The organism is Burkholderia sp. Tr-20390 (assembly GCF_017104595.1).
Classification (GTDB): domain Bacteria; phylum Pseudomonadota; class Gammaproteobacteria; order Burkholderiales; family Burkholderiaceae; genus Burkholderia.
This window is the reverse complement of sequence record NZ_JAAGPC010000174.1, coordinates 1-18185: the sequence shown is the minus strand read 5'-3', so window position 1 is coordinate 18185 and position 18185 is coordinate 1. Positions and strand designations below refer to the sequence as shown.

Below are 18185 nucleotides of genomic sequence, written 5' to 3'. Positions count from 1 at the left end.
CTGCAGCGCGCGCGCCGCGATCAGCATCGCGGGCGCGTTCGCGGCGCCGCACGCGAGCGACGCCAGCGCGAACAGCACGAGGCCAGCGATGTACAGGCGCCGCGCGCCGAAGCGGTCGCCGAGTGCGCCGCCCGCCAGCATCAGTACCGCGAACGCGAGCGTGTACGCATCGACGACCCACTGCAGGCCGGCGACCGGCAAGCGCAGGTCGCCGGCGAGATGCGCGAGCGCGATGTTGACGATCGTCACGTCGAGTTGCGTCACGACGAAACCGGTGCTGACGGTCGCGACGACGCGGGCGAGCGCGGGCGGGAAGGCGGGCGTGGGGGCGGTCGTATCCATGCGTCAATCGTAGGACGCGGCCGGCCCGCGACGTTTCAGCGGAACGTGAAGCGTCGATACGTGCCCGTGCACGGCGATTAACATGGCACTGCGGCGGCTCATGCCTGCCACCGTGCACATCAACTTTCGACAGGCCCATCCGGATGACTTCCTCGAACCTGATGACGCGCGACGCGCAGATCGCCGATCACGCCGACATCGCAAGACTGATGCACCAGCTGGGCTACGATGCGCCCCCCGCGATGATCCGCGACAAGCTGGCAGCCCTGCTGCCGAGCGCGGTCGACCGCATCCTGGTCGCGACGGTCGCAGGCAGCGTGGTGGGCTGCATCAGCCTGCATGCGCTTGCGCTATTTCACGCGCACGGCAATCTTGGGCGTATCACCAGTCTGGTCGTCGACGAAGGCTGTCGCGGGCAGGGTGTCGGCGGCGCGCTGATCGCGGCGGCGCACATCTGGTTCGAGTCGACGGGGTGCGTGAAACTGGAGGTGACGAGCGGCGACCTTCGGCTCGATGCGCACCGCTTTTACGCGCGGCACGGCTTCATGCGGGACGGACAACGGTTGTCGAAGCTCGTCCGGCCGTGATGCCACCGCGCGAGCGCGCGGCGTAGCCGCGGTCGCGGAAGAACCGGCGACGCGTGGCCGTTCAATGCCGCTCGCCGCGCCAGCGTCCCGGCGCCACGCCGAAGCGCTTCGTGAACGCATGGGTGAACGTGCTTTGATCCGCGAAGCCGACCCTCCCGGCGATATCGACGAGCGGATACCGGCCGTCCGCGAGCAGGATCACGGCCGCGTCGAGCCTGAGCCGCTGCAGGTAGCGATGCGGCGTTTCGCCGAACGCGTCGACGAACAGTTGATGAAAGCGGCGCATCCCGTAGCCGCAGTGCGCGGCGAGATCGGCGATGCGCAGCGGCTCCTCGAGCCGTGCGCGCAGCCAGCGGTCGATGCGCGCGAAATCGAGGCCCGAGGCGGGCGCGGCGATGGCGCGTTCGTCGAGCAGCGCGCCACACAGCCGCGCGGCGGCCTGCCACTGGAAACGGTGCGCGGCCGCGTGCCGTGCGTCGTCGGCGGGGGCGTCGAGTTGCGCGGCGGCGGCCGCGATCTGCGCGACCAGCGACGTCAGTGCCGGATCGATCGCCACGGCGCGCGCGCTGTCGAACAGCCGCTGCGGCACCGCGAGCGACGCGAGGGGAAGATTGAGCACGAGCTGGCGGTTCTCGCCGAGGCCCGCGTAATCGTGGCGCGCGCCGGCCGGAACCAGCCACGCGCCGTGCCGGTCGAGCCGCTGGCTGACGCCGTCCACCGCCATCACCATCGCACCGTCGATGCCGAGCACGATCTGGTGAAAGTCGTGCACGTCCGACGCTTCGAGCGTGTCGTAGCGTTGCAGTGCGAGGGTGGGGGACGAAAGGTGTGCCATGAGGCAGGGCGTCAGTCGGCGGCCGCGCGCGGTGTCAGATGTCGAGCAGTTCGACTTCGAACACGAGCGTGGCGTTCGGCGGAATCACGCCGCCTGCGCCGCGCGGGCCGTAGCCGAGTTGCGGCGGGATCGTCAGGCGACGCACGCCGCCGACCTTCATGCCCTGCACGCCTTCGTCCCAGCCCTTGATGACCATGCCGCCGCCGAGTACGAACGCGAACGGGTCGTTGCGATCCTTGCTCGAGTCGAATTTCTGACCGTCGGTCAGCCAGCCCGTGTAGTGGACGCTGACCGTCTGGCCGGCTTGCGCTACGTCGCCGGTGCCTTCGGTCAGGTCTTCGTATTTGAGGCCCGATTCGGTCGTGATGACAGACATGACTTCTCCTGAAAAAGGATGGGTAAAACCGCTATTGTAGGCGAGCGCGCAGCGGGCCGCCGCTCGTGGCTGTCGGCCGCTCGCACGTATGTCGCGGGCGGCGCCGGGCCGCCGTGGCCGTGATCGTCCGAAACGTAAATGGAACGCGCGTTTGAATATTTCGCGCGCCTCGCGACCGCGGTTGCACCGTGCGAGTGCGACGCGTGTATGAATCGGTGCTACCAGGGCGCGCCGCGGCGTACCGTTTGGCATTGCCGATTTCCGTGAAACGCCCGCCGAATGGGGCTTTCAGGCCGCCGACGTGACACGGCATGGCGCTGCGCGTATCGCTCGCGAGCCACCGCGCGCGTTCGAATCCCGCCCCGTCCGCACGCTGTTCGAGCGCCGTTTTCTCCGCCTTTTCGACCGCGCCCTGTTTGGAAGCGCGCATCTACCGCGCGGCTTGCGTGCGCCGCCGCGGGCGGCCTATCTTTACAGCTGTCGATGTCAAGATTTTGGCGGTGCGCGACGCGCCGCCCGGGCCTGCGCCGGCTGCGTCGGACGACGCGCCGGGCCACTCCGGAACCAGGAGAACGATGAACATGAAGTCAGCCGCTTCCGCCACCGCAGCCGGGATCATGCCGGTGCGCCGCGACCTGCGCTTCGACCTGCCGGTCGAACGCGCGAAGGACTGGCATGGCCTCGGGTCACACGTGACCCATTTCTTCAACGCGCTGTCGCTGCTGTTTCCGGCCGGCGAGCGTTTCTTCATGGATTCGGTGCGCAACTACCGCGACCGGATCGACGATCCCGTGCTGAAGCAGCAGGTGCTCGGCTTCATCGGCCAGGAAGCGATGCACACGCGCGAGCACATCGAGTACAACGAGCTGATGCAGGCGAACCACCTGCCCGCGCGCAAGCTCGACAAGCGCGTCTGGACGGTGCTCGGCTACATGAAGCGCAAGCTGCCGCATTCGGTGCAGCTCGCGCACACGGTCGCGGCGGAGCACTACACGGCGATGCTCGCCGACTGGCTGCTGCGCGACCCGACGCGCCTCGACGGCTCGGTCGAGGGCTACCGCCAGATGTGGATCTGGCACGCGCTCGAGGAAACCGAGCACAAGGCCGTGTCGTTCGACGTCTGGAACACCGCGATGGAACCGGGGCTGCGCCGTTACCTGATCCGCATCGGCGTGTATCTGCTGACGACGCTGACGTTCTGGCCGACCGTTTTCCTGATGCATGCGACGCTGCTGTGGCGCGATCGCGGCGCCGGCCATCACGTGCGCGGCATGCTGCGGATGATCGCGTTCCTGTACGGGCCGCGCCGGGGGCTGTTCCCGCGCATCGCTGGCGAATGGCTGAGCTTCTTCCGGCCGGGCTTCCATCCGTGGGATCACGACAATCACCACCATCTGGCGCGGGTCGACGCACTCGCCGCCACCTACGGCGAACAGGGCGGCGCACCGGCTGGCCGTGGCCGCGCCAACGCGCCGGCGCCGCTCGCATCGGGCCGCTGAGACCGCCGCTGCGCCGGCAGGCGCGGCATCGGGCCGCGCATGTTGCGTTCGCGCATCAGCCGGCTTCTTCTGACGATTGACCGAAATCAATTCGAACCGGCAGCACGGGTGTCCTGCGAGCCCGTCGACCGGTTGTGCACGCATGCGCGGGCGAGTCGATCCGGCGTGCGCGGCATCGCCCGGGGACGCCATGCGCCAGCACCGGCGCGGCTTTGCGCGCCGCGCAGCCACCCGTTCAGGGGGGCCGCCGCGTACGCCACCGGGATAACACCCATCTAGCCGCGCGCCGGCCGCATCGATATACCGTTCATGACAATGTCCACCTCACGCGCGATTCCTGCACGGGGGGATTTTATTCGGACGGAAATGCGGCCAATATGTCGGTTCGACCAAGGTCCGTCGCATGAGACGGCGAGCCGGCGCGATACCAACGCGAAGCGGGGAACAACGATGGTTGCTAGGTCACCTGACGCAAACGGGCATGCGGTGCCCGAGATGTCGCATGTGTCCGTCACCGCGCCCGAGGACGGACGCAAGCTGTTCGTGATCATGCGCTCGCCCGATGAGCCGTTGCTTGCGCAACTGCGCGGGCTCGGCTGGGAAATCGCCGTCGCGAAGACGGCCGGCGCCGCGCAGAACATGACCTCCGGCGTGAGCGTCGCCGCTGGTCTGGTCGATTTCACCGGGTTCACGTCGCGCGACTATCCCGCGCTGAAGGCGTGCCTGAGCCAGCCGTCGATCGGCTGGATTTCCATCGCGCAGGCCGGCATCACGATCAGCCCCGCGGTGCGCGAACTGATCCGCAGCTATTGCTTCGATTACGTGACCCTTCCGTTGCCCTACGAATGGATTTCGCACGTGCTCGGCCATGCGCGCGGGATGGCCGCGCTCGATCGCGTCGATGGCGCGGCCTACGCGGCGTCGATCGGCGAACACGGGATGATCGGCAACTGCGAGGCGATGCAGCAGCTGTTCAGCACGATCCGCAAGGTCGCGAAGACCGACGCGAGCGTGTTCATCTCCGGCGAGTCGGGCACCGGCAAGGAGCTGACCGCGCTCGCGATTCACGAGCGCTCCGGCCGCGGCAAGGGGCCGTTCGTCGCGATCAATTGCGGCGCGATTCCGCATCACCTGCTGCAGTCGGAACTGTTCGGCTACGAGCGCGGCGCGTTCACCGGCGCGAACCAGCGGCGCGCGGGCCGGATCGAATCGGCGAACGGCGGCACGCTGTTTCTCGACGAAATCGGCGACATGCCGGTCGAAAGCCAGGCGAGCCTGCTGCGCTTCCTGCAGGAAGGGAAGATCGAGCGGCTCGGCGGGCAGGAATCGATTCCGGTCGACGTACGGATCATCTCGGCCACTCACGTCGACCTCGACGGCGCGGTCGAGGCCGGGCGCTTCCGCGCGGACCTCTATCACCGCCTGTGCGTGCTGCGCATCCACGAGCCGCCGCTGCGCGCGCGCGGCAAGGATATCGACATCCTCGCGCACTACGTGCTGCAGAAATTCAAGTCCGACAGCGGCCGCAAGATCAGCGGCTTCACGTCGGCCGCGCTCGACGCGATGCGCCGCTATGAATGGCCGGGCAACGTGCGCGAGCTGATCAACCGCGTGCGGCGCGCGATCGTGATGGCCGAAAGCCGGCTGCTGACGCCGCACGATCTCGGGCTCGAGACGCCGGGCGAAACCGAACCCGTGACGCTCGAACAGGCGCGGGCGCTCGCCGAGCGCACCGCGATCGAGAATGCGCTGCTGCGCAACGATCACCGCATCAACAAGGCCGCGGCCGAACTCGGCATTTCACGCGTGACGCTCTACCGGATGATGATCGAGCACGGGCTGAACGATCACGACAACAACGGCGGGAACGGCGACAACGGCGGGCACGACGGCGCGCCGTCCGGCGACGCGGGGCATCAGCGGGTCGGCTGAGCGGCGCATGCGTGACGCGTGAGCCGGTTCAGCGATAGGTCCAGAGCCGGTGCAGCACGAACGTGACCGGCGGCACGCACAGCACGACCGCGACGATGCTCCACGCGCGGGCGAGGCCGAGCGTCTCGGTGCCGTGCGCCAGCAGCATCGTCATGCCGAGTCCGGCCAGCGCGACGGCGAGAAAGCGCACGAAGTTGCCCCACGTCACCGGCGACGAAAAACTCCACAGCGTGTTGGCGAGATACGAGAACGCGGTCGAGCACGCGAACGCGACCGCGTTCGCGCTCACCGGCGTCGCGTCGAACAGCGCGAACATCGCGGCCGCGATCAGCGCATGCAGCGCGGTCGAGCCGACGCCCGACACCCCGAAGCGAATCAGCCTGGCGCGTTCGGCGGTATAGAGGGTGCGGATCATCGGGTGCGGTCGTTCGGGTGATGGGGCGGCGTGTGGGCGGTGTCGTGAGGTGCGTCACGCGCCGGCGAAGGGCGCCGGCGCAAACATGACGCGCGCCGGTTTCGCAGTATAGCGATGCCGCCGGCCGATGGATGCGCGGACAACCTGCGGCTCCCGTGCCGCCTGCGCCATGTAAAGCGCATGAAACATTTTCGCCTCGACGGTCACGCAAATTGGCGCGGGAAATCGGGGTGAGCGGCTGGCGCCCGTCGGTAAAAATGTCGCGCTGCATTGTTCAGCCTTATCCGGCAAGGCAGGGCTGCGACGCAGCCAGCGCAGGCCGCGCGCCGCGTGTTTCAGTTTCGTAACTTCCCGCCTTCCGCACTCGTTCCGGCCACCATGCTGCCCGGTCAATCGCTTGTCCGGACAGGCTCGCGCGACGCTGGCCCGCTCCTTGCGACAGTGAGCATGCGAAAGTCGATGATGCACGGTCCGTCCGGTTCGGCAGCGAACCCTGTCAGTACCGGCCAGGACACAGTCCGCGGGGATGCGGCGACGGCGCGCGGCACGACAGCTGCGTTCCGGCGAGCACGGAGTGTCGTCGCCTGATCGTCGGGGCACCGGTCGAGTCCGGTTGCCGGAACAACCATCAGATTGATACGGGGAAGAAAAATGATCGATCGCCACACGCCGCGGCCGGCAGGCCGCGATCGCAGTGATTCGGAGCATCGTCGGTCGAACGTCGTTCTTGCAGCCGGCCGGCATGCATCGACAGGCCATCTCTCCGCGCCCGGTGCGAGGCGGATCCGGTTGATTGCCGGTCATCCGCGCCGGGTCGGCACTTTCCTGCACGCGAACCCGATTCGCAAGGGCATGTGCACACGGGCGCCGGTACCTCGACGCCCGGTCTTCGCCTACTGACTGAAGCCGCACGATATCCGTTCGCGCGAGGCATCGTCCCCGCGGACGATCAATCTGCAATCCGAATTAAATGCGAGGCGTCGTGCGATATGTGCGACGGATGAAGCATTCGATGCGACGGCAAACGGCGTTGCGCCGGTGCCGTCCGGTGGTGAGGGGAGGGGCGGTCGGACGCGCGCGACGGGTGTGGCGCCCGTACGCGCGCGACGCCGTTTCAGCCGCCGTAGATGTCGAAGTCGAAGTACTTCGACGCGAGCCGCTTGTAGGTGCCGTCCTTGACCATCTCGAGGATGGCGCCGTCGATCTTCGCCTTCAGGTCGGTGTCCTCCTTGCGCAGCCCGATGCCGGCGCCGATGCCGAGCACCTTCTCGTCGACGAGCTCGGGGCCGACGAACGTGTAGTTCGCGCCGCGCGGCGATTTCAGGAACCCGATGGCCGCCTGCACTTCATCCTGCAGTGCCGCGTCGAGGCGGCCCGAGGTCAGGTCCGCGTACACGCCGTCCTGGTTCTGGTACGACACGACGTTCGCGCCTTGCTTGCCCCAGTACGCCTTCGCATACGTTTCCTGCGTCGTGCCCTGTTCCACGCCGATCGATTTGCCCTTCAGCGATTCGGCCGTCGGCAGCAGCGGCGAGCCCTTCTTCACGACGAGCCGCGTCGGCTGGTTGTAGATCTTCGTCGTGAAGCCGATCTGCTGCGCACGTTGCGGCGTAATCGACATCGACGACAGCACCGCGTCGAACTTCTTCGCCTTCAGCGCCGGAATCATCCCGTCGAAATCGTTCTCGAGCCACACGCACTTCGCCTTCAGGCGCGCGCAGATCTCGTTGCCGAGGTCGATGTCGAAGCCGACGAGCTTGCCGTCGGGCGCCTTCGACTCGAACGGCGCGTAGCTGGCATCGGTGCCGAAGCGGATCGTGGTCCAGTCCTTCGCGACGGCGGGGCCTGCGGATACCGCGAGCAGGGCGATCGAAACAGCGGCAATCAGTCTCTTCATGGTGCGTTCCTTGGCGGGGTGCTTCCGGTTTCTGTGCGACACGGTTTCACGGATACGAACCGCGTCTGCGCGCGGTGTCCGCACGGCCATTAACGCAGAAAATAAAATACGAGTCCAGAATGGACAAAAAATATCGTTTTGTCGGATGGGCGGATCGATCGGCGGGTCTCGACCCTTGCAAAAATACGAAAATGGACTAATCTTGTTAGTAAATTCGTTTCGAGACTAACGATCATGTCACGGCCCGCTTATGAATCGCACTCCGCCTCGCCGCAGGCCTCGGTCGCGCAGATGTCGGCGGCCGGCCTGCGCGCGTTTTTCAACATCGCGCGCGACTGGGAACTGACGATCGACGAGCAGATCGTGCTGCTCGGGTCGCCCGGCCGTTCGACGTTCTTCAAGTGGAAGGCCTCGCCGGAATCGGCCCGGCTGCCGCGCGATACGCTCGAACGGCTATCGCTGTTGCTCGGCATCTACAAGGCGCTGCAGATCCTGCTGCCGCAGCCGGCCGCGGCCGATGCGTGGGTCAAGCGGCCGAACGATGCGGCGCCGTTCGGCGGCAAGCGCGCACTCGACCGGATGCTCGCCGGCAACGTCGGCGATCTGGTCGCCGTCCGGCAATATCTCGACGCAATGCGAGGTGGCTGGGCGTGACCATGCCGATCCAAGCACAACAATGGCCCACGACCGTGGTCGACTGGGCGCCAGCCTATCGCGTGATCCCCACCCGTTTCCCGGCGATCAACCTGTTCGACCGCGTAGCCTCGGCGGACGATTTCGACGCGCTTTACGCACTCGAATCGCTGACCAACGACCGCATCCGCAACGAAGTCGGCACACTCGACCTCGTGCCGCCCGCCGAGCGCCGCTACGGGCAGGGCTGGGGGCCGATCATGGCCGCGTTCACGCACCTGAATCCGCAGGGCAGCCGCTTTTCCGACGGCAGCTACGGCGTGTTCTACTGCGCGCGTTCGCGCGACACGGCGATCGCCGAAACGCGGTATCACAGCGCGTTGTTCCTGGAAGCGACCAAGGAGCCGCCGATGCGCCAGCAAATGCGGCTCTATACGGTGATCGCGCAGGGCGACGTGGCCGACATCCGCACGTGGCCGAAACGCGATCCGGCGCTGCTGCATCCGCTCGATTACAGCGCCGGGCAGGCGCTTGGTCGCGCGGTGCGCAATACGGGCGGTGCGGGGATCGTCTATCCGTCGGTGCGCGACCCGCGCGGCGAGTGCCTGGCGGCGTTCCGCACCGCGCTGCTGCGCGACTGCCATCACGCGGCCTACCTCGAATACAACTGGAACGGCTCGGCCGTCGATGCGGTATTCGAACTGAACCAGGTCGGCTAGGGGCCGCTCGCGCGCGTCAGCACCGATCAGCACCTATCGGCGCCTCAAGGCAGCGGCCAGTCGCCCGCGTGGCGTTCGCGTGCCTCGGCCTGCGTCATCGACCAGATGCGCCCGGTGCGCGGCTCGGCGAGCGTGAGCCGCCCGGCCGGAGCGAACGCGCCCGTGTCGATGAACCACTGCGCGCCGATCCGCTGCGGCGCGCGCACCGGTGTGTGCCCGGTGCAGGTCAGCGACAGCCCGGCCTGCCGCGCCGGATCGGCGAGCCCCTGGACGAGATCGCGGCCCCAGATCAGCCGCTCGCGCACGTCGTGCGCATAGCTGCCCGTGTCGAGATCGGCGTCCGAGCCGAAGAATTCCGCATGCAGCACGTTGAAGCGCCCGGGGCCGTCGCCGATCACCCGCACCAGCGGCAGCGCGTCGACGCGCGCCGCATGCGCGTGCAGCCGTTCCGGCGGCAGGTCGGCACCCCAGTCGCCGCCGATCCCGCGCCACGCGTCGGGCGACAGCTTGCCGCGCGCCACGAGGCTCAGCACTTCCTCGTGATTGCCGCGCACGACGTGGCACCACGGGCGGTCGAGCAGGTCGAGCGTGGCTTCGGAGGCCGGGCCGCGGTCGACGAGGTCGCCGACCGAGAACAGGCGGTCGCGGGCCGGATCGAAGCGGATGTCGTGCAGCAGCGCGCGCAGCACATCCACGCAGCCGTGCAGGTCGCCGACGACGAAGTCGCGGCCGACCGTGTTCGCCGGATGGCGGCAGAGGGGGGCGGTGGCAGTCATCCCAATATCTTAGGCGCTCGCGCCCCCATCGCCACGTCACGATGGAATGACGATAATCGGGGCAATACCCGCCGGTGCGGCGCGGCGGTATGTCCCGCGCGCCGGCCGAACCCTTTCCATTTGCTTTCGGAATCACATGATGACGCTTTATCCGCAGGTATTACGCAACCGGCCGCGCATGGTCGCGGCGTTCGTCGCCGGCTTGCTGTGCGCGGTGCTGCTGCCGTTTTCGCTGCGTCCGACCGTGCGTGCGCTGATCGGCTGGGATTGCGCGATCTGGCTGTATCTCTTGCTGATGTGGGTGCGCATGATTACCGCGCACCATCACCAGGTGCGCGAAATCGCGATCCGCGAGGATGAAAACGCGACGACCGTGCTGACCGTCGTGTGCCTTGCAACCGTCGCGAGCGTCGCCGCGATCGCGATCGAACTCGCGACCGCCAAGAGCGTCGGCTTCAGCGCGGGGCTCAGCCATTACGCGATCACGGGCGCGACGCTGTTCGGCGCGTGGTTCCTGATCCCGACGATCTTCACGCTGCACTATGCGCGGCTCTATTACGGCTCGCCGAGCAACGATCGCGCGCTGCGCTTTCCGGACAAGAACCCCGAACCCGATTACTGGGATTTCCTGTATTTCGCGTTCACGCTCGCGGTCGCGTCGCAGACGGCCGACGTGTCGCTGGCGAACCGTTCCGCGCGACGCTCGGTGCTCGCGCAGTCGATCCTGTCGTTCTACTTCAACATGGCCGTGCTCGGGCTGTCGATCAACGTCGCGGCGGGCCTGCTGAGCTGACGCAGGCCAGGGCGATTCGCAGCGTCACTTGAGCAGGTCGTACGGGCCGCCGCGCTCCAGCGCCCGCTGGTACGCGGGCCGCGCGTGGATCGCGTCGAGGAAACGCGCGATCGCCGGATAGCGGCTGCCGCCCCCGCGGGCGGTCGCGGCTTCGAGCGGAAAGCTCATCTGGATGTCGGCTGCGCTGAAACCGTCGCCGACGAACCAGCCGGTGCGGCCCAACGTGTCGTCGACATGGCCGAGATGCAGGGCGATCTGCGGATCGACGAAGCTCGATTGCAGCGTGTCGGCGATCTTGCGCGCGATCGGCCGTGCGAAGAACGGCATCGGCGCGTGCGCGATTCGCAGCGCGACGAGCTTGAGCAGCAGCGGCGGCATCGCCGACCCTTCCGCGTAATGCAGCCAGTACGTGTAGTCGTGCCGCGCCGGCGTGCCGGGCGGCGGCGCGAGGCGCCCGTTGCCGTAGCGTTCGACCAGGTATTCGATGATCGCACCCGATTCGGCGTACGTGCGGCCGTCGTCGGTGACGACCGGCGACTTGCCGAGCGGATGGATCGCGCGCAACGCGGGCGGCGCCAGCATCGTCTTCGGATCGCGCGCGTAGCGCACGATCTCGTACGGCACATCCAGTTCTTCGAGCAGCCAGAGCACGCGCTGCGAGCGCGAGTTGTTCAGGTGATGGACGGTGAGCATGTCGACGCCGGGAGTGGGGGCGGGAACGACATCATACCCAGCGCGGAGGGCGCATACGCGAAACGCGTTGCGCGCCGTGACGAACGGCGCCTGGCCGGCCGCGCCTAGCCGGCCACCCCGCGCCATCACGCGAGCCGCACCGCGATCCACGCACTCCAGAACAGGCTCGCGAAGAAGCGCAGCGGCGCATCGAAGCCCGCATCGCTCAGCAGGCCGAACACGGCGTCCTCGGACGCGGGCGGATCGGCGCCCTGCAGGATCTTCGCGAGTTGCGCGCGCACCGCGTCGGGCGTCGCGCCTTTCATGCGCCAGCGCTGCTGCCACGCGCCGAGCAGGCGAGGGTGGTCCGCGTAGCGGCGATGGTTGCCGGCGAGCACGAGCGGCGCGCCGGGTTTCAGGCGCCGCGCGATCGCATGCAGCAGCGCCGCCTTCGCTTCGTCGCCGGGGACGTGGTGCAGCACGCCGATCAGCGTCGCGCCGTCGAACGCGGGCGTGTCGGGCAACGCATCGACACCGTCCTCGACGAACGCCGTGCGCGCGCCGAAACCCGCGGCCTCGACGTTCGAGCGCGCGAGCGCGAGCATCGGCGCGGACGGGTCGACGGCCGTGAACTGCCAGCCCGGCTCGAGCGCGGCCGCCACGCAGATTTCCTGCCCGGTGCCGCCCGCGCCCGCGACGAGGATCCGCGCGTCGGGCGCCGCGATCGCCGACGCGAGCATGCACGCGGTGAGTTCGTGGCAGGCATCGTAGCCGGCGAGCGCGATGCGGGATTGCTCGGCGTATTCGTGCGCGCGTGCCGGATCGAATTTGGCGGCGCTGGCGGGAAGCGACATGGCGGGTTCCTCGGGTCGGGCGCGGACGTCGTGTCCGCGAGCATGGCGCAGAGCGTAAGCGTGCGCGGCCGGTGCAACAAGGCGAGCAGCCATTCCGGTATGACTGCTACCCGACTCGTCGGGACCGGCAGGATTGCGGGTTTTCCCGGGGTCGATTCGTATTTAAAAATGTCCGGATGCGATGCATCGCGGTAGCGAATCCGGCGCATACTCGGTTCTCTCCCCCCGCCTGGCCGTCGCATGCCGGGCCCCGATGCGCCGCGCCCCGCTGGCGCGGCCATGCCGCTCGGCACGCACGAGGAGCGCATGATGTCCGATTGTCCGCACGATCCGTATGCGCAGCACTACATTCACTGCTTGCCGTTCGGCGCCCAGCCCTGTGGCGCGCTTGGCGCGACGCCGCGCACGCATTTTCGCGTGTGGGCGCCGGGCAGCACGCAGGTCCAGCTCGAACTCGATACCGGCTTCGGCCCGTTGCTCGTCCCGATGACGGCGGCCGGCACGAACTGGTTCGAGGTCTTTGCCGATTGCGGTGCGGGTGCGCTTTATCGCTATCGCCTCGACGATGCGGTATCGATTCCCGATCCCGCGTCGCGCTCGCAACCCGAAGGGCTCAACGGCCCGAGCGAGGTCATCGATCCGCGCGCGTTCACGTGGCGCAACACGTTCTGGCACGGGCGCGCATGGGAAGACATCGCGCTCTATGCGATTCGCCCGCACGCGGTGGGCGGCTTCGACGGCGTGCGCCGGCGCCTGCCGCAACTCGCGCGGCTCGGCGTGACCGCGCTGGAACTGCTCGCGTCGCCGCACGACAGCCTGCCGTTCGCGCCGCTCGCGGCCGAAGGCGGCCCCGACGCGCTGAAGGCACTGATCGACGACGCGCACGGCTACGGTCTCGCGGTGCTGCTGGAACTCGATTACGCGCGCTTCGGCAGCGGCACCGAGGCGCTGCGCCACTACGCGGCGCCGTTCTTCCATACGCGTGACGATCCGCTCCAGGCGCCGCCGCTCGCGCTCGATCATCCGGAAGTCTGCGATTTCTTCTGCGACAACGCGCTGTACTGGATCGACGAGTACCGTTGTGACGGGCTGCGCCTGCGCGAAGCCGACCGGATCGGCGTGTCGTGGCTGCGCGAGATCGCGGATCGCGTGCGCGCGGCCGTGCCGGCCGACCGGCTGATCCATCTCGTCCTCGGCAGCGAGCGGCATCCGGCGCATCTTGCCGATACCCATTTCGATGCGCAGTGGAACGGCTGCGGCGAACGCGCGCTGCATCGGCTGACGGGGCGCGATACGTCGGCCCACGAAGGCATTTCCATGCACCAGTCGATCCACACGCTCGCCCGCGCGCTGACCGCGGCCGGGGCCGCATTCCAGCCGGCCGGGTCGGGAGAAGGCATGGCTGCCGACAGCGGGCTGTCGTTGACGTCGCTGGTGCTGTCCGATGGCGCGTGGCGCGACTGCGGGCAGGGCGACCACGGGCAGGCGGCCGGTCTGGCCGCACTGGCGCTGTCGCTGCTCACGCCGCAGATCCCGTTGATCTTCGACGAAACCGCGCGCGATGCCGATCGCGCGCATTTCGTGCAGTCGGCGCTTGCGGTGCGCGCGAAGCTGATCGCGCCGCGATTGTCCGATTGCCGGCCGCAGGAGGCGCGAGCGCTGAAGTCGGACGGCGACGGCGATGCCGACGCGCTGCTCGCATCATGGCGGCTCGCCGACGACGAGACGCTGACGATCGCGTTGAACCTGTCGCCCGACGCGGTGCCGTTCGATGCGCCGAGCGGGCGGGTCGTGTTCGAGACGCCGGCGCGTGCGCGCGACCGGGTCGATGAAGGCGTGTTGCCGCCGTATGCGCTCGTCGCGTGGCTGACGGGTGACGTCAACCGGTATGCGCTCACGCACGATGCGCGTCGCATCGATGACGGCGCCTGGCGCGGCATGCGTCCGAACCTGAACGCATGACGACCTGAGCGGGTAAGCGTTTGAGCGGCCGGGCGCATCTGCGCCCGGCTACACTGCAGGACAATCCCCGAACTACCAGAACCCGCGAATGCCTGCGATGCCGTAGGCGCCGTGGCGGCGTGCATCGTCGAGGTGGGTACGTGTCATGCCGCCGAGCGCGAAGACGGGCATGGCGGCCTCGGCGGCCAGCGCGCCGAACCGTGCCCAGCCGAGCGCCGGCGCACCGGGATGGCTGAGCGTCGGCAACACGGGCGACAGCGTGACGAAATCCGCGCCGGCGCGCGCGGCCAGCCGCAGGTCGTCGCGCGTGTGACAGGCGGCGGACACCCATCTTCCTGCCGGCAACGGCCGCTGCGTGGCTGCGCGCAACGCGGTGCCGTCGAGATGCCAGCCGGCGCCGTCGAGCCGCATCACGCCGGCCGCATCGATCGGCCCGTTCAGCATCAGATGCGCGCCGGCTGCGTCGCAGCGCGCGAGCGCTTCGGCGGCGAGTCGCGCGAACGCGGCTGCGTCGAGCGATTTCACGCGTAGTTGCACGAGCGTCTCGCCGCGCGCGAGCACGGCCGACAGCCGGTCGAGGAACGCCGCGCAATCGGCCGCCGACGCGGACGCCGGCTCCGGCGTGATCACGCAGCAGCGCGGCAGCGTGGCGTTCATCGCGTGCGGCGCGGCGCGGCCGTCATTCGTCGGCCTCTTTCGAGATCTTCGGGTAGACGCGCACGAGCACGATACGCGGCCCGTTCATCTTCTTCACGACGACGTCGAAGCGGTCGAACGACACGCGCTGCCCTTCGGTCGGCAGGTCGCTGAGCGCCTGGATCACGAGGCCGCCGACCGATTCCGCGCGTCCTTCGTCGATGTCGATGCCGAGCGCCTGCTCGAGCGACACGACGGGCAGGCTGCCCTTGCCCATCAGCGTGCCGTCGTCGAGGCGGCTCCAGTCGGCGTCGCCCTGGCGGAACTCGTCGTGGATCTGGCCGACCAGCGCGCCGAGCAGGTTGTCGAGCGTCAGGAAGCCGATCGGCTTCTCGCCCTTGTTGCCGACCAGCGCGAAGTGCGGCGCGCCCTTGCGGAAGCGGCGGAACAGGTCGAGCGCCGGCGTGTCGGGCCGCACGTACTGCACGGGGCGGACGTAGTCCGACAGGTCTTCCAGCGCCGCGCCCGCGTGACGCGCGAGCAGCAGGTCCTTCAGGTGGATCAGCCCGCTCACCTGTTCGCGCGATGCGTCCTCGAACAGCGGATAGCGGCTGAAGCGGTGCCGCGCGACGATCTCCATGTTGTCGGGCAGCGGCAGGTCGCGGCGCAGGCCGATCATTTCATGGGCCGGCCGCATCAGGTCCGACACGGTCATCGACGAAAAGTCGAGCGAATGCGCGAGCGTGTTCCACTCGTCGTTGCTGTACGTGCCGCGCGCCGGCTGGGCCGGATTGCCGGCCGTGCTGCGGCGGCTGCGCAGGATCAGCTTCAGCTCGTCGGTCGAGTAGTGGGCGTCGCTGCCGTGGTCGGCCGAGAGCCCCGCGAGCCGCAGCACCGCGTTGGCGCTGTTGTTGAGCACCCAGATCGCCGGATACATCGCCCAGTAGAACGCATAGAGCGGCAGCGCGACCCACAGGCCGACCTTCTCCGGCTGGCGGATCGCCATCGATTTCGGCGCCAGCTCGCCGACGACGATGTGCAGGAACGAGATCAGCGAGAACGCGAACACCAGCGAGATCAGGTGCACGACGCGTTCGGATTCCACGCCGATCAGGTCGAGCAGCGGGCCGAGCAGTTGCGCGAAGGCCGGTTCGCCGACCCAGCCGAGGCCGAGCGATGCAAGCGTGATGCCGAGCTGGCACGCGGAAAGATACGCGTCGAGCCGGCCGTGCACGATGCCGAGGATGCGGCCGCGCAGGCCGTGCTTGCGGGCCAGTGTCTTGACGCGCGTGGCGCGCAGTTTGACGAGGCCGAATTCGGCCGCGACGAAGAACCCGTTCAGGGCCACCAGGAACAACGCGCCGATGAGCGCGAAGATCTGTAACAAAGAAGCACTCCGGTTATGACAGGCCCGTCAGTATAGAGCCAGAAAGGAATTTGTAATGTGTCGGGCGGCCGATTGCTTACACCGGCGCCTCACCGGGGACGGAGAGCGTGATGGTGGCCGTGGCGCCGTCGACGAACGCGTCGTGCGTGAACGTGCCGCCGTGTGCGAGCGCGACGCGCTGGCAAAGCGCGAGCGTCCAGGCGACGCGCTTGGCGTCGCGCTCGCGCAGCATCTCGCGTCGTGCGAACGATTCGAATGCATGCGGTTGCGCGGGATCGGCGAGCGTGTCGGCGTTGACGGTACACGTGGCGCGCGCGGTGAACTGCAGGCCGTCGCGCGCGCACGCAAACGTCACGCGGCTGCCGGCGGCGCTGGCTTCGACCGCGGCGGTGAGCATCGTCCAGAGCGCCTGTGCGATGCGTTCGCGGTCGGCGGTCAGCGACGGTTCGCCGTCCGGGAGCGTCGCGTCGAGCGCGACCTGCCGTGCGTCGGCGAGCGCGAAACGGGCGAGCGCGATCGTGTCGTCGAGCAGCGCGCGCAGCGCGAACGGCTGCGGCTTGACGGCGAGCGTGCGCGTTTCGGCGCGCGGCGCGTCGAGCACGTCGTCGATCAGCGTAACCTGCTGGTCGATGCCCGTGCGGATGCCCGCGAGCGCGCGCTGCAGGTTCGGATCGGCGTTGGCGAGCTGGCGTTCGAGCACGTACGCCCAGCTATGCATCGCGTTCAGCGGGCTGCGCAGGTCGTGTGACGCGGTGGAGAGCGCCTGGTCGCGCAGGAACAGCGCCGCCTGGGTGGCGTAATGCGCTGCGCGTTCGCGCAGCAGGTCGGCGGCGGGATCGACGGTAGTGGACGTCACGGAGCTGGCCTGTCGGAAGCGGTTGGCGTGGAAGTCACGCGAACCGTCATTATAGGGACGGTGCGTGTCACGCCGGGAGCGCGTCTTCGTCCTTTTTCCGGGCGTCGCCGTTCGGCAGCAGCTGGCACGCGAGCAGGCCGGCCAGCATCAGCGCGCAGCCGACGAGCGCGCGCAGCGTCAGCGTTTCGCCGAGCGCGGCCCAGCCGGCGATCGCCGCGAACACGCCTTCCATGCTGAAGATCACGGCCGCGTGCGCGGGCGCCGCGTCGCGTTGGGCGACCACCTGCATCGTATAGCCGACCCCGACCGACAGCAGGCCGCCGTACAGCAGCGTCGGCAGCGCGTTGCGCAGCATCGTGCCGCTGACCGGCTCGATGACGAGGCCGACCGCGAGGCACGCCACGCCGCACACGACGAACTGCATGAACGCGAGCACGAGCGGATTGTGGCGCTTCGCGAAATGGCCGACGGCCATCACGTGCGCGGCGATGATCACGGCGCCGGCGAGCTGGAACCAGTCGCCGTACAGCACCGAGAATTGCTCGTTGATGCTGAGGAAATACAGGCCGATCGCCGCGAGCAGTGCGCCGAACCACGTGCCCGGGCCGATCCGGTGACGGGCGAACACGCCCATCAGCGGCACGATCACGACGTACAGCGAGCTGATGAAGCCCGCGTTGGCGATGCGCGTGTACTGCAGGCCGATCTGCTGCAGCGAAATCGATACCGCCAGCAGCCCGCCGAGCGCGAGGCCCGGCAGCAGCAGCGTCGGCTCACGGCGGATCGCCGCGAGTTGCGTGCGCGACGCCGTGTTCAGCATCAGCAGCGGCACCAGCACCAGCGCGCCGAGCAGGAAACGGAGCCCCGTGAACAGGAACGGCCCGATCACGTCGATCGGCGTGGTGGTCGGGGTCGGCGAGATCTTCGGCGGCGGCATCGCGCCGGCGATGGGCGGCTACGTCGCCGCACACTTTGGCATCCAGAACATTCTGTGGCTGCCGATGTGCGCGGTCA

General features: G+C 68.5%; 18 protein-coding genes and 2 pseudogenes. 8 read left to right on the top strand and 12 right to left on the bottom strand.

Annotated elements, in window-relative coordinates:
• The coding region (locus G3N98_RS31905; protein ID WP_206150421.1) for an MFS transporter at positions 1-342 on the bottom strand (342 nt) is incomplete at its 3' end.
• 143 nt (positions 343-485) lie between these two features.
• On the opposite strand from G3N98_RS31905, the gene G3N98_RS31900 reads away from it, so the two are divergent.
• Entirely contained in the window at positions 486-929 is a 444-nt protein-coding gene (locus tag G3N98_RS31900) for a GNAT family N-acetyltransferase (RefSeq protein ID WP_089432346.1), read from the top strand.
• Between the two features lie 61 nt (positions 930-990).
• Here the strand turns inward: G3N98_RS31900 and G3N98_RS31895 are convergent, their stop codons facing one another.
• Both G3N98_RS31895 and G3N98_RS31890 read right to left on the bottom strand, forming a co-directional pair.
• A complete protein-coding gene (locus G3N98_RS31895; RefSeq protein ID WP_206150420.1) occupies positions 991-1764 on the bottom strand; it encodes an AraC family transcriptional regulator in 774 nt (257 codons plus the stop codon).
• A gap of 34 nt (positions 1765-1798) precedes the next feature.
• Positions 1799-2140, bottom strand: a complete 342-nt coding sequence (locus G3N98_RS31890) for an FKBP-type peptidyl-prolyl cis-trans isomerase (protein WP_011355854.1) — start codon at positions 2138-2140, stop codon at positions 1799-1801.
• Between the two features lie 581 nt (positions 2141-2721).
• Here G3N98_RS31890 and G3N98_RS31885 point away from each other — a divergent pair.
• Together G3N98_RS31885 and G3N98_RS31880 are read left to right on the top strand one after the other, a co-directional pair.
• Positions 2722-3639 (top strand): metal-dependent hydrolase, encoded by a 918-nt coding sequence (locus G3N98_RS31885; RefSeq protein WP_174938690.1) that lies wholly within the window; start codon positions 2722-2724, stop codon positions 3637-3639.
• 450 nt (positions 3640-4089) lie between these two features.
• On the top strand, positions 4090-5571 hold the full coding sequence (locus tag G3N98_RS31880) for a sigma-54 dependent transcriptional regulator (protein ID WP_089474408.1): 1482 nt from the start codon (positions 4090-4092) through the stop codon (positions 5569-5571).
• A gap of 28 nt (positions 5572-5599) precedes the next feature.
• On the opposite strand, the gene G3N98_RS31875 is transcribed toward G3N98_RS31880, so the two are convergent.
• Positions 5600-5986, bottom strand: coding sequence for a GtrA family protein (locus G3N98_RS31875; protein ID WP_089474409.1), 387 nt, complete (start codon positions 5984-5986; stop codon positions 5600-5602).
• Positions 5987-7100: 1114 nt separating this feature from the next.
• On the bottom strand, positions 7101-7883 hold the full coding sequence (locus G3N98_RS31870) for an ABC transporter substrate-binding protein (protein ID WP_089474410.1): 783 nt from the start codon (positions 7881-7883) through the stop codon (positions 7101-7103).
• Positions 7884-8117: 234 nt separating this feature from the next.
• On the opposite strand from G3N98_RS31870, the gene G3N98_RS31865 reads away from it, so the two are divergent.
• Together G3N98_RS31865 and G3N98_RS31860 are read left to right on the top strand one after the other, a co-directional pair.
• Positions 8118-8537 (top strand): MbcA/ParS/Xre antitoxin family protein, encoded by a 420-nt coding sequence (locus G3N98_RS31865; RefSeq protein ID WP_206150419.1) that lies wholly within the window; start codon positions 8118-8120, stop codon positions 8535-8537.
• Positions 8538-8539: 2 nt separating this feature from the next.
• Entirely contained in the window at positions 8540-9235 is a 696-nt protein-coding gene (locus G3N98_RS31860; protein ID WP_206150418.1) for an RES family NAD+ phosphorylase, read from the top strand.
• Positions 9236-9279: 44 nt separating this feature from the next.
• Here the strand turns inward: G3N98_RS31860 and G3N98_RS31855 are convergent, their stop codons facing one another.
• Positions 9280-10011: a metallophosphoesterase gene (locus G3N98_RS31855; protein WP_206150417.1), complete on the bottom strand. Its 732-nt coding sequence runs from the start codon at positions 10009-10011 to the stop codon at positions 9280-9282.
• Between the two features lie 139 nt (positions 10012-10150).
• Here G3N98_RS31855 and G3N98_RS31850 point away from each other — a divergent pair, with 139 nt between their 5' ends.
• Positions 10151-10804, top strand: coding sequence for a DUF1345 domain-containing protein (locus G3N98_RS31850; RefSeq protein WP_089433271.1), 654 nt, complete (start codon positions 10151-10153; stop codon positions 10802-10804).
• Positions 10805-10828: 24 nt separating this feature from the next.
• Here the strand turns inward: G3N98_RS31850 and G3N98_RS31845 are convergent, their stop codons facing one another.
• Both G3N98_RS31845 and G3N98_RS31840 read right to left on the bottom strand, forming a co-directional pair.
• Entirely contained in the window at positions 10829-11497 is a 669-nt protein-coding gene (locus G3N98_RS31845; RefSeq protein ID WP_206150416.1) for a glutathione S-transferase, read from the bottom strand.
• 125 nt (positions 11498-11622) lie between these two features.
• Entirely contained in the window at positions 11623-12330 is a 708-nt protein-coding gene (locus tag G3N98_RS31840) for a class I SAM-dependent methyltransferase (protein WP_206150415.1), read from the bottom strand.
• Positions 12331-12639: 309 nt separating this feature from the next.
• Between G3N98_RS31840 and G3N98_RS31835 the strand changes: the two genes are divergently transcribed.
• Positions 12640-14292, top strand: coding sequence for a DUF3459 domain-containing protein (locus G3N98_RS31835; RefSeq protein ID WP_206150422.1), 1653 nt, complete (start codon positions 12640-12642; stop codon positions 14290-14292).
• A gap of 72 nt (positions 14293-14364) precedes the next feature.
• Here the strand turns inward: G3N98_RS31835 and G3N98_RS31830 are convergent, their stop codons facing one another.
• From G3N98_RS31830 to G3N98_RS31815, 4 genes and pseudogenes are all read right to left on the bottom strand, one after another.
• Positions 14365-14949 (bottom strand): thiamine phosphate synthase, encoded by a 585-nt coding sequence (locus G3N98_RS31830; protein WP_206150414.1) that lies wholly within the window; start codon positions 14947-14949, stop codon positions 14365-14367.
• 22 nt (positions 14950-14971) lie between these two features.
• Positions 14972-16315, bottom strand: a complete 1344-nt coding sequence (locus G3N98_RS31825; RefSeq protein ID WP_089428023.1) for a hemolysin family protein — start codon at positions 16313-16315, stop codon at positions 14972-14974.
• Between the two features lie 76 nt (positions 16316-16391).
• On the bottom strand, positions 16392-17171 hold the full coding sequence (locus tag G3N98_RS31820; RefSeq protein WP_206150413.1) for a HAMP domain-containing sensor histidine kinase: 780 nt from the start codon (positions 17169-17171) through the stop codon (positions 16392-16394).
• A 67-nt stretch (positions 17172-17238) separates the two neighbouring features.
• Positions 17239-18066, bottom strand: a pseudogene (locus G3N98_RS31815) (DMT family transporter); the annotation flags it as partial.
• On the opposite strand from G3N98_RS31815, the pseudogene G3N98_RS39995 reads away from it, so the two are divergent.
• Positions 18059-18185 (top strand): annotated as a pseudogene (locus G3N98_RS39995) (MFS transporter); the annotation flags it as partial. The pseudogenes G3N98_RS31815 and G3N98_RS39995 overlap by 8 nt on opposite strands.

Bases quoted from the DNA above. Each gene is read 5' to 3' on its own strand.
- G3N98_RS31900 (WP_089432346.1), top strand. From the start codon at position 486: ATGACTTCCTCGAACCTGATGACGCGCGACGCGCAGATCGCCGATCAC.
- G3N98_RS31895 (WP_206150420.1), bottom strand. From the start codon at position 1,764: ATGGCACACCTTTCGTCCCCCACCCTCGCACTGCAACGCTACGACACG.
- G3N98_RS31890 (WP_011355854.1), bottom strand. From the start codon at position 2,140: ATGTCTGTCATCACGACCGAATCGGGCCTCAAATACGAAGACCTGACC.
- G3N98_RS31885 (WP_174938690.1), top strand. From the start codon at position 2,722: ATGAAGTCAGCCGCTTCCGCCACCGCAGCCGGGATCATGCCGGTGCGC.
- G3N98_RS31880 (WP_089474408.1), top strand. From the start codon at position 4,090: ATGGTTGCTAGGTCACCTGACGCAAACGGGCATGCGGTGCCCGAGATG.
- G3N98_RS31875 (WP_089474409.1), bottom strand. From the start codon at position 5,986: ATGATCCGCACCCTCTATACCGCCGAACGCGCCAGGCTGATTCGCTTC.
- G3N98_RS31870 (WP_089474410.1), bottom strand. From the start codon at position 7,883: ATGAAGAGACTGATTGCCGCTGTTTCGATCGCCCTGCTCGCGGTATCC.
- G3N98_RS31865 (WP_206150419.1), top strand. From the start codon at position 8,118: ATGTCACGGCCCGCTTATGAATCGCACTCCGCCTCGCCGCAGGCCTCG.
- G3N98_RS31860 (WP_206150418.1), top strand. From the start codon at position 8,540: ATGCCGATCCAAGCACAACAATGGCCCACGACCGTGGTCGACTGGGCG.
- G3N98_RS31855 (WP_206150417.1), bottom strand. From the start codon at position 10,011: ATGACTGCCACCGCCCCCCTCTGCCGCCATCCGGCGAACACGGTCGGC.
- G3N98_RS31850 (WP_089433271.1), top strand. From the start codon at position 10,151: ATGACGCTTTATCCGCAGGTATTACGCAACCGGCCGCGCATGGTCGCG.
- G3N98_RS31845 (WP_206150416.1), bottom strand. From the start codon at position 11,497: ATGCTCACCGTCCATCACCTGAACAACTCGCGCTCGCAGCGCGTGCTC.
- G3N98_RS31840 (WP_206150415.1), bottom strand. From the start codon at position 12,330: ATGTCGCTTCCCGCCAGCGCCGCCAAATTCGATCCGGCACGCGCGCAC.
- G3N98_RS31835 (WP_206150422.1), top strand. From the start codon at position 12,640: ATGTCCGATTGTCCGCACGATCCGTATGCGCAGCACTACATTCACTGC.
- G3N98_RS31830 (WP_206150414.1), bottom strand. From the start codon at position 14,949: ATGAACGCCACGCTGCCGCGCTGCTGCGTGATCACGCCGGAGCCGGCG.